The organism is Georgenia thermotolerans, from assembly GCF_009193185.1.
GTDB lineage: Bacteria > Actinomycetota > Actinomycetes > Actinomycetales > Actinomycetaceae > Georgenia > Georgenia thermotolerans.
This window is the reverse complement of sequence record NZ_VUKF01000079.1, coordinates 1-9,545: the sequence shown is the minus strand read 5'-3', so window position 1 is coordinate 9,545 and position 9,545 is coordinate 1. Positions and strand designations below refer to the sequence as shown.

Genomic DNA, 9,545 nt, shown 5'->3' with positions numbered 1-9,545 from the left:
AGCGCGCCGGCGCCGATGCCGAGGATCTTCAGCGCGCCGGTGGTCAGCCGGCCGCGGCGCAGCGCCCCGAGGTGCCCGCGCAGCCCCTTGGCGGCGGCGGTGGTGTCCTCGGTGAGGTCGTCCACGGCCCCGAACGCGGCGCCCGCCCCGGCGGCGACCGCCGCCGCGGCCACCCGGGGGTGCCCGCTCGCCACCGCGGCGAGGAGGGGGGCGGCCGTCGCCCCGACGCCGGCGGCGGCGCCGCCGAGCAGGGTGAGGTCGCGGCCGGCGAAGTTGGTGCGCCGCCACCGCTCGCGCCCGCCGGGGGGTCGCGCCTCGAGGGCGGCCTGGGCGACCGCGGTGGCCGCGGCGCCCAGCGCGGCGGGTGCCGCGAGGTCGAGCAGGCGGCTCATGCGGCGTCCTGGGCGGGCGTTGCCTCGCCCTCGGTGGTGGCGTCCGCGGGGGCGGCCTCCCCCTCCTCGGTCGCGTCGGCCGGGGCCTCGGCGGCGGCCGGCGCCCGCGTGGGCAGCTCGACACGCGGCGGCACCGGCTCGGTGGCGCCGGACTGGAAGCCGTAGTGGTCGTGGCCGCCGGAGAGGGCGACCGCGGTGGCCAGGGGCGTGGACAGCGCGGCGGTGATCTCGCCGACGGAGTCCACGGTGGTCACCCGCCCGGCGACGTCGCCGTCGTGGCGCACCGCGGCGACCAGGTCGAGGTCGGAGGCCGCGGCGCCGACCGTGACGGACGGGCCCGCCGTGGCCAGGCCCTCGGCCAGGCGCACGTAGCTGTCCAGGACGACCCGGGCGGCGTCGGTCTGCTCCTTGGGGGTGCCCTCGGCCGGCGGCGCCGCGGGCCGCGGCCCGACGAGGACGGTCGCGTTGGCGGGGGCGGTGGGCTCGGCGGTGAGGGTCACCAGCGGCGCGTCGGCCGAGGTCAGCAGGTCCATCAGGGTGGCGGCGTCCTCGGTGCGCTTGCCGTCGGCGGCCGCGCCGGTGAGGGCGTGCCCCAGGGCCAGGGCGAAGATCGTCTCGGCGGAGGCGTCGGCGGCCGGGGCGGGCTGGAGGTAGCCGAGCAGCTGGCCGGCGAAGGTCTGCCGGAAGGAGCGGTTGTCCGGGTCGGTCCACGCATCGGTGACCGCGACCTCGCCGTCCACCTGGGCGCCGGCCTGCGCGAGCCGGTCGCGGACGGCCTTGACGTCGTCGGTGCTGGTACCCGGCAGGGTCACCACGGTGACGCGCTGGTCGGTGAGGGTGTTCTCCAGCAGCACCCCGGCGGACTGCTCGAGGTACGTGGTGCGCTCGGTGACGTCCAGCTCGGTCGCCTCGAGCTCGCCGCGCAGCCGCTCCCGGTCCGCGCGCAGGCCCTCCACCTGACCGGTCAGGGTGTCCCCGATCGTGTCGCGCAGCGGGCCCGCGCCCAGCACGATGCCGACGGCGAGCGCCAGGAACACCGCGATGAGCGAGACGAGGTGGTAACGGAAGTCGATCATCAGCTCTCCACAGGTCAGGTCGTCGGCGCGGGGGCCAGCCCCACGAGCGACCGGAAGAAGTTCACGAGGTCGTCGAACCAGGCGCCGAAGAGGCCGAAGGTCGTCTGCCCCACGTTGGTCGTCGCCAGCGCGACGAAGAGGGCGAGCACGCCGGCCGCCGCCAGCAGCACCAGCTGCCAGGTCGAGATCCGGGTCCGGTACAGGCGCGAGACGCCCTTGGCGTCGATGAGCTTGCTGCCCACGCGCAGCCGGGTCAGGAAGGTCGAGGCCATGCCGGCGCGGCCCTTGTCGAGGAACTCGATCATCGTGTCGTGGGTGCCGACGGCGACGATGAGCTCGGCGCCCAGGTCGTCGGCCATGAGCATGGCGACGTCCTCGCTGGTGCCGGTGGCGGGGAAGACGACGTGCTCGACGCCGAGGTCCTCCACCCGCCGCTGCCCGGGGGCGCGGCCGTCGCGGTAGGCGTGGACGACGATCTCCGCGCCCGAGCGCAGCGCCTTGTCCGAGACGGAGTCCATGTCGCCGACGATGACGTCGGGGCTGAGCCCGGCCTCGAGGATGGCGTCCGCGCCGCCGTCGACGCCGATGAGCAGCGGGCGGTACTCGCGGATGTACGAGCGCAGCATCGCGAGGTCTTCCTTGTAGTGGTACCCGCGCACCACCACCAGGGCGTGGCGCCCCTCGAACTTCGTGCGCACCTTCGGGGTGCCGACGCCGTCGACGAGCAGCTCGCGCTCGCGCTGGACGTAGTCCATGGTGTTGGCCGCGAAGGCCTCGAGCTGGACCGACAGGCCCTCGCGGGCCTGGGCCATGTTGGCCTCGATGGTCTCGGCGTCCTGCACGGTGCCGGCGGCGACGAGCTTGTCCCCGGCATAGACCTCGTTGCCGTCCAGGCGCAGCGGCTGGCCCTCGCGCACGGACATCACGGCCGGGCCGAGGTCGTCGACGAGCGGGATGCCGGCCTCGAGGAGGATGCCGGGGCCGAGGTTGGGGTAGCGGCCGGACGTCGAGCGGGCGGCGTTGAGCACCGCGGAGACCTTGCAGGCCACCAGGGCCTCGGCGGAGACCCGGTCGAGGTCCTCGTGGTCGATGACCGCGACGTCTCCCGGGTGCAGCCGCTTGGTGAGGTTCTTGGTCCGGGCGTCGACACGGGCCGGGCCCGAGACCCCGGGCCCGGCTTCCGTCAGGGCGCGGCGTCGGAAAAGGGCAGTCACCGCCTCATCGTTGCACGTCGGCGCGCTCGAGAAGCTCCGCGGCATGCCGGAGGGCCGTCTCGGAGTCCTCCTGGCCGGAGAGCATCCGGGCCAGCTCACGCACGCGATCTGGCCCTTCCACGGTGGTCACGTCGGTGGCGGTGACGACGGCGTCGTCGCCCGGGGTGTTCTTCCTCACCACGAGGTGCCGGTCGGCGAACGCGGCCACCTGAGCGAGGTGCGTCACCACGATGACCTGGGCGCCGAGGGCGAGCCGGGCCAGCCGGCGGCCGACCTCGACGGCCGCCTTGCCGCCCACGCCGGCGTCGACCTCGTCGAAGACGAAGGTGCGCAGCTCGGCGTCGGCCGGGGCCGCCCCGGCCAGGGCGACCTCGATGGCGAGCATGACGCGGGAGAGCTCGCCGCCCGAGGCGCCCTGGCCCAGGGGTCGGGCGGGCGCACCGGGGTGCGGGGCGAGCAGCAGCTCGACGCCCTCGAGGCCGTGCGGGCCGGGCTCCTCCAGCGCGGTGAGCCGGGCGGTCAGGTGGGCCCCGGCCATGGCCAGGCCGGCGAGCTCGGCGTCGACGGCGGCGCCCAGCCGCTCGGCCACCGCCTGGCGGGAGGCGGTCAGGGCGGCGCCGGTCCGGGCCACCGCCTCCTCGGCGGCGGCGAGCCGCTCGCGCAGCTTCTCGGCGGTGTCCTCCGGGCCGTCGAGGTAGTCCAGCCGCGCCCGGGCCTGCTCGGCCCAGGCCAGGACGGCGTCGACGTCGGGGCCGTGCACGCGGGTGAGCTCGCCGAGGGCGGCACGGCGGGCGTGGACCGCCTCGAGCCGGACGGGGTCGGCGTCGAGGGAGTCGAGGTAGGCGGCCAGCTCGGCGGCGACGTCGGAGAGGAGGTAGGAGGCCTCGGCCAGGCGGCCGGCCCAGCCCTCCAGCGCCGCGTCGTTGTCGGCGGCCTGCTCCAGGCTGCGGCGGGCGGCGTCGAGCAGGGTGGTGGCGTCCACCGACTCGGGGGCGTCGACGTCGCCGGTGAGGGCCTGGTGGGCGCGGCCGGCGGCCAGGCGCAGCTCCTCGACGTTGCCCAGCCGCAGCGCCTCCTCGCGCAGGGCGTGGTCCTCCCCCGGCTGCGGCTCGAGGGCGTCGACCTGCTCGAGGCCGGCGCGCAGCAGGGCGATCTCGTGCTCGCGGGCCCCGGCCTCCCGCTCCCACTCGGCGAGGCCGTCGCGGGCGGCCACGAACGCCGCGTACGCCTCGCGGTAGGCGCTGAGCAGCGCGGCGTGGTCGGGGCCGCCGAAGGCGTCCAGGGCGGCGCGCTGCTGGGACGGGGCGCGCAGGCGCAGCTGGTCGGCCTGGCCGTGGACGGTGACGAGCTGCTCGCCGATCTCGGTGAGCAGCCCCGTGGGCACCGTGCGCCCGCCCAGGTGGGCGCGGGAGCGGCCGGCGGCGGGCACGGTGCGGGCGACGAGGAGCTCGCCGTCCTCCACCGCGGCGCCGGCGTCCTCGGCGCGGGTGGCCGCCGGGCCGCCGGCCGGGACGGTGAAGGTGCCCTCGACGACGGCGCGCTCGGCGCCGCGGCGCACCAGCGCGGCGTCGGCCTTGCCGCCGAGCAGCAGCGCCAGGCTGGTGAGGACCATCGTCTTGCCCGCGCCGGTCTCGCCGGTGATGACGGTGAGGGCGGGGTCGAGGTCGAGCTCGGCCGCCGCGATGACGCCGAGGTTCTCGATCCGGACCTGGTCGATCACGCGCGCTCCTTCACACCGCGCCAGCCCTGGACGGGCAGGTGGAACTTGGCCACGAGGCGGGCGGAGAACGGCGCCTGGGTCAGCCGGGCCAGGCGCACCGGCTGGGCGCCGCGGCACACCCGCACCCGCGAGCCGGCCGGGGCGTCGAGCATGCGCCGCCCGTCGCACCAGACCACGGCGTGCTTGTCCTCGTAGGGCAGGATCTCGACCTCGAGGGTGGAGCTAGGGCCGACGACCATCGGGCGGGCGAACAGCGCGTGCGCGGCGATGGGCACCACGAGCATGGCCTCGACGTCGGGCCACACGACCGGCCCGCCGCCGGAGAAGGCGTAGGCGGTGGAGCCGGTGGGGGTGGCGAGGATGACGCCGTCGCAGCCGAAGGTCGACAGGCCGCGCCCGTCCACGCCGATGGTGGCCTCGACCATGCGGGCCCGCTCGCCCTTCTCCACGGTGGCCTCGTTGATGGCCCAGTCGTGGCGGACCTCGCCCTCGGGGGTGGTGACGGTGATGTCGAGGGTCATGCGCTCCTCGACGACGTAGTCGCGCTCCACCACGCGGCCGACGACGTCGGGCAGCGCCTCCTCCTCCGCCTCGGCGAGGAAACCGACGTGGCCGAGGTTGACGCCGAGGAGCGGGACGTCGTGGGCGCGCGCGACCTCGGCGGCGCGCAGGATCGTGCCGTCCCCGCCGAGGACGATGACGAGCTCGGCGTCCTCGGCGCTGCCGTCGCGGGCGGTGTCGATGCCGTTGCGGCGCAGGGCGGCGCTGACCTTGTCCGCCGCGATGACCGCGTCGGGCCGTCCCTCGTGGCTGACGACGAGGATGCGGCGGCTCATGAGCTCTCCTGGTGGGCATCGGCGGGCGCGGCGGCGCCCGGGTCGGTGGGGCGGCCGGCGCCGGCCGGGCCGGTGCGCACGGCCTCGGCGGCTGCCGCCTCGAGGTCCGGCCCGCGCAGCGGGCGGGGGTGGTCCCGGCGCAGCGCGACGAAGTACTCGACGTTGCCGGACGGCCCGGGCAGCGGGCTGGGCACGACCGCCCAGGTGTCCAGGCCCTCCTGGGCGGCGGCCGCGGCGACGGTGAGCACGGACTCGACGTGGAGGGCGGGGTCGCGGACCACGCCGCCGTGCCCGAGGCGCTCCTTGCCGACCTCGAACTGGGGCTTGACCATGAGCAGCAGGTCGGCGTCCGGGGCGGCGGCACGGGCGAGGGCCGGCAGCACGAGGGTCAGGGAGATGAAGGACATGTCGCCGACGACGAGCTCGGGGGCCGGGGCGACCATCTCCGGGGTCAGGGTGCGCACGTTGGTGCGGTCCAGGACGGTCACGCGCGGGTCGGTCTGCAGCGACCAGGCGAGCTGGCCGTAGCCGACGTCGACGGCGACGACGTGCGCGGCGCCGCGGCGCAGGAGCACGTCGGTGAAGCCGCCGGTGGAGGCGCCGGCGTCGAGGCAGCGTCGCCCGGCGACGACGGGGGCGGCGTCGCCGAGGGCGTCGAGGGCGCCGGCGAGCTTGTGCGCCCCGCGGGAGACGTAGTCGTCGGTCTCGGCGAGGTCGACGCGCAGCGCCTGGGCGGGGTCGACCTGCCGGGCGGGCTTGGTGACGACCTGGCCGTCGAGCAGCACGTGCCCGGCCGCGAGGAGCTCGGCGGCGTGCTGGCGCGAGCGGGCCAGCCCCCGGCGGACCAGCTCGGTGTCGATGCGGACGCGACGCGCCACGTCAGTGCTCGGCGCTCGACAGGCGCCCGGACAGGTGGGCGTGGATGGCCTCGAAGACCGCGACCTGCTCGGCCAGCGGGGTCTGCTCGAGGTCGTCGAGCCGCGCCAGCGGGTCCTCCCCCGCCGCCGCGGACCGCGCCGCCAGGTCGGCAGGCGTCACGCCCATCCCTCGCTCCTTCCGTGGCCTTTCCGCCGTCCCGAAGAGGTTATCGCGGGGCGACGACCTCGAGCACCGGCACCTGCTGGTACGTCAGCGGCGCGCCGACGTCGGCCGCCGACCAGGCGGCCGCGGCAAGGCACCGCCAGGCGTCGAGGGAGACGGTCACCGGCTCGGTGCCCTCGAGGGTGACGGTCCGCCCGCCGAGGCTGACCTCCAGGTGCGGCTCGGGACCGCAGACCCGCGCGGCCGCCGCGCCGCAACGCCACCAGTCCCCCTCGCGGACGGGCGCGGGGTGGGGCTGGGCGAGGGCGCGCAGATCCACGGCGAGGAAGCTCGGGCGCTCGTGCGGCGCGGCGAGGACGACGTCGCGGGCGTCGCTCACCCCGGTGAGGACGTGCAGTCCGGGCATCTCTGCGGCGCGGGCGCCGGCGAGGTCGGTGTTGAGGCGGTCGCCGACGGCGAGGGGCCGGGTGGCGTTCGCGCGTCGCGCGGCCTGCCGGAAGATCTCCGGCTCGGGCTTGCCGGCCGAGACCGGCACGACCCCGGTCGCGTTCGTCACGGCGGCGACGAGGGAGCCGTTGCCCACGGCCATGCCGCGCTCGGTGGGCAGGGTCGCGTCGAGGTTCGTCGCCACGAAGCGGGCACCGGCGGCGATGGCGAAGGCGGCCTCGCTCAGCAGCGGCCAGCCGACCTCCGGGGCGAAGCCCTGGACGACGGCGACGGGCGCGTCATCGGCGCTCTCGGCGAGGCGGAACCCGGCCTCGGTGAGCGCGGTCCGCAGTCCGGCACCGCCGACGGGCAGCACGACCGAGCCGGCGGGCAGGTCCTCGGCGAGGATGGCCGCCGCGGCCTGCGAGGAGGTCATGACCTCGGTGCCGGCGGTCGGGATCCCGAGCGAGGTCAGCTGGTCCGCCACCGTCTGCGGCTCGCGCGCGGCGTTGTTCGTCACGAACATCATCCGCATGCCCAGCCGGCGGGCGGCGGCCACTCCGGCGTCGGCGAACGCGACGGGTTCGGGGCCGCGGTAGCAGACGCCGTCGAGGTCCATGAGGGCGACGTCGTAGGCGGCCGCGAGGGGCTGGTCGCTCGCGAGCAGCGTGGCGGGGGCCGTCACAGGCGGTCTCCGTCCTCGTCCCCGGCGGCTACTCCCTCGGGCGCCGTAGCGGTTCCGTCCTCGCCCGCGCGCTGCGGGGTCCCTTCGGAGCCGGCCGTCTCGGCGTCCGCCGGGACGGCTTGCGCCTCCGCGGCCTCCTCCGTCGTCGCCTCACCGTGGGCCTGCTCCGCCGATCCCTCGGCGTCCTCCCTCGGTGTCTCGGCGTCCTCCGGCGACGCCTGCGCCGCGGCGGTCTCCACCGTCCCGGTCTCGGCAGCGGTGGCCGTCGGCGCGCCGGCGTCCTCGTCCGCGACCTCGAGCTCCTCGAGGTCGAGGACCAGGACCGGCTCGTCGAGCTCGGGCTCGGGGCCTGCGGCCTCGCGCAGCTCGGCCGCCTCCTCGGTACGGCCGAGCTCCTCGAGGCGGTCCGCGCGGACCAGCGAGAGCCTCCGAAGGAGCTCCGGCTGCTTCACGCGGTCGACGAGCGGGGACTCGAGGACGAGGAGGCCGGCCTCGTGCTCGCCGAGGTCGGCGCGGGCACCGCTGGCGACGATGGCCAGCTCGGCCGCGTCCTCTTCGGTCAGCGTCGCCGGGTCCGTCTCAGAGACGACGGCCAGCGCGCGCTCGGGCCGGCCCAGGCCGCGCTCACAGTCGGCCTCCATCGGGCGGTGCGCGTCGATGCCGGAGAGCCGACGAACCGTCCGCAGCTCGCGCAGCGCCTCCGCATAGCGCCCGGTCGCGTAGGCCGTCAGGGCCAGGGCCTCGCGGACGACGTCGACGCGGCCGGCGCGACGCATGGCGGCCTGGGCGTGCTGGTACGCCGTCTCCGGCTCGTCGTCGATGAGCCGGCCGGCCATGACGAGGTGACGGGCGACGAGGTCGGCATTGTTCTTGCCGAGCGTGCGCAGCCGTGTACGGGCCGTGCGGTCGAGCATCTGGGGCTCGACCTCGTCGGGGATGTGCGGCTCCACGGGGCGCTCCGCGCGCTCCTCGCGACGGGGCCGGCCAACTCCGGTACGTGCGTAGCCCTCTCCACGACCGGCGCCGTCACGGCGCTGGTAACCGCCCTCACGACGCTCACCATCACGACGCTGATAACCACCCTCACGACGCTCACCATCACGACGCTGATAGCCGCCCTCGCGGGACTGGTAGCCGCCCTCACGACGCTCACCATCACGACGCTGATACCCACCTTCACGACGCTCACCGTCGCGGCGCTGGTACCCACCTTCACGACGCTCACCGTCGCGACGCTGGTACCCACCCTCGCGAGACTGGTATCCACCTTCACGACGATCGCCGTCGCGGCGCTGGTACCCACCTTCACGACGCTCACCGTCGCGGCGCTGATAGCCACCCTCACGACGATCGCCATCGCGGCGCTGGTAACCGCCCTCGCGGGACTGGTAGCCACCCTCACGACGCTCGCCGTCGCGGCGCTGGTAACCGCCCTCGCGGGATTGGTAGCCACCCTCACGACGCTCGCCGTCACGTCGTTGGTAACCACCCTCACGACGGTCACCGTCACGACGCTGATAACCGCCCTCACGACGGTCACCGTCGCGGCGCTGGTAACCGCCCTCGCGACGATCGCCGTCGCGGCGCTGGTAACCGCCCTCGCGACGATCGCCGTCGCGGCGCTGGTACCCACCCTCGCGACGCTCACCGTCGCGGCGCTGATAACCACCCTCACGACGATCACCATCGCGACGCTGATAACCACCCTCACGACGGTCACCGTCGCGGCGCTGGTAACCGCCCTCACGACGGTCACCCTGGTCGGAACGCTCGGACCGAGATCCGTCAGGACGGCTATACCGTCGGCGAGCCCTTTCGCGGAATGCCTCGTCGCCGCGGTCGCCTCCGCGTCCACGAGCCGGCGGGTTGGAGCCGTTGCCCTTGCGCGGAGGACGCTCCGACTCCTGTCCTTCATGCTGGCTCGACATGGCTTCCTTTTCCTCATCCGGGGCGCCAAGAAATAGCGCGAATCCGAGCAAATTGTGCTAAAACGCCGAAGAGGCCGCAACAGGTGTTGCGGCCTCCTCGGGAATGGGTGTTCGGCGGTGTCCTACTCTCCCACACGGTCTCCCGTGCAGTACCATCGGCGCTGAGGGGCTTAGCTTCCGGGTTCGGAATGGGACCGGGCGTTTCCCCCTCGCTATGACCGCCGTAA

At 75.4% G+C, this 9,545-nt stretch carries 9 protein-coding genes, 1 rRNA gene and 1 pseudogene; 1 reads left to right on the top strand and 10 read right to left on the bottom strand.

Translation table 11 applies throughout. The features are described 5' to 3' along the window. The 9 genes and pseudogenes from GD970_RS20940 to GD970_RS20905 form a co-directional block, all read right to left on the bottom strand. A pseudogene (locus tag GD970_RS20940) lies at positions 1-392 on the bottom strand (hypothetical protein); the annotation flags it as partial. After that, positions 389-1,468 (bottom strand): copper transporter, encoded by a 1,080-nt coding sequence (locus GD970_RS21920; RefSeq protein WP_152359844.1) that lies wholly within the window; start codon positions 1,466-1,468, stop codon positions 389-391. The gene GD970_RS21920 and the pseudogene GD970_RS20940, both read right to left, overlap by 4 nt. A 14-nt stretch (positions 1,469-1,482) precedes the next feature. Beyond that, entirely contained in the window at positions 1,483-2,682 is a 1,200-nt protein-coding gene (gene steA, locus GD970_RS20930) for a putative cytokinetic ring protein SteA (protein ID WP_226925520.1), read from the bottom strand. Positions 2,683-2,686: 4 nt separating this feature from the next. Further along, on the bottom strand, positions 2,687-4,402 hold the full coding sequence (gene recN / locus GD970_RS20925) for a DNA repair protein RecN (protein ID WP_152204820.1): 1,716 nt from the start codon (positions 4,400-4,402) through the stop codon (positions 2,687-2,689). Then, entirely contained in the window at positions 4,399-5,238 is an 840-nt protein-coding gene (locus GD970_RS20920) for an NAD kinase (protein WP_152204819.1), read from the bottom strand. The genes recN and GD970_RS20920 overlap by 4 nt, the downstream gene beginning before the upstream one ends. After that, positions 5,235-6,116, bottom strand: coding sequence for a TlyA family RNA methyltransferase (locus tag GD970_RS20915; protein WP_152204818.1), 882 nt, complete (start codon positions 6,114-6,116; stop codon positions 5,235-5,237). Before GD970_RS20915 ends, GD970_RS20920 begins: the two co-directional genes overlap by 4 nt. A gap of 1 nt (position 6,117) precedes the next feature. After that, positions 6,118-6,282, bottom strand: a complete 165-nt coding sequence (locus GD970_RS21915) for a hypothetical protein (protein ID WP_155524137.1) — start codon at positions 6,280-6,282, stop codon at positions 6,118-6,120. A 40-nt stretch (positions 6,283-6,322) separates the two neighbouring features. After that, the gene (locus GD970_RS20910) at positions 6,323-7,390 is read right to left on the bottom strand and encodes an HAD-IIA family hydrolase (RefSeq protein WP_226925519.1); all 1,068 of its coding nucleotides are present in this window, start codon (positions 7,388-7,390) and stop codon (positions 6,323-6,325) included. Next, complete coding sequence (locus GD970_RS20905) at positions 7,387-8,340, bottom strand: hypothetical protein (protein ID WP_152204817.1); 954 nt, start codon at positions 8,338-8,340, stop codon at positions 7,387-7,389. Before GD970_RS20905 ends, GD970_RS20910 begins: the two co-directional genes overlap by 4 nt. On the opposite strand from GD970_RS20905, the gene GD970_RS20900 reads away from it, so the two are divergent. After that, entirely contained in the window at positions 8,329-9,354 is a 1,026-nt protein-coding gene (locus GD970_RS20900) for a hypothetical protein (RefSeq protein ID WP_152204816.1), read from the top strand. The two genes, GD970_RS20905 and GD970_RS20900, sit on opposite strands and share 12 nt — an antisense overlap. 73 nt (positions 9,355-9,427) lie before the next feature. Here GD970_RS20900 and rrf read toward each other — a convergent pair. Next, a 5S ribosomal RNA gene (gene rrf / locus GD970_RS20895) occupies positions 9,428-9,544 on the bottom strand. Position 9,545 lies beyond the last annotated feature (1 nt).

Coding starts and splice junctions, on each gene's coding strand:
- GD970_RS20920 (WP_152204819.1), bottom strand. CDS start 5,238: ATGAGCCGCCGCATCCTCGTCGTCAGCCACGAGGGACGGCCCGACGCG.
- GD970_RS21915 (WP_155524137.1), bottom strand. CDS start 6,282: ATGGGCGTGACGCCTGCCGACCTGGCGGCGCGGTCCGCGGCGGCGGGG.
- GD970_RS21920 (WP_152359844.1), bottom strand. CDS start 1,468: ATGATCGACTTCCGTTACCACCTCGTCTCGCTCATCGCGGTGTTCCTG.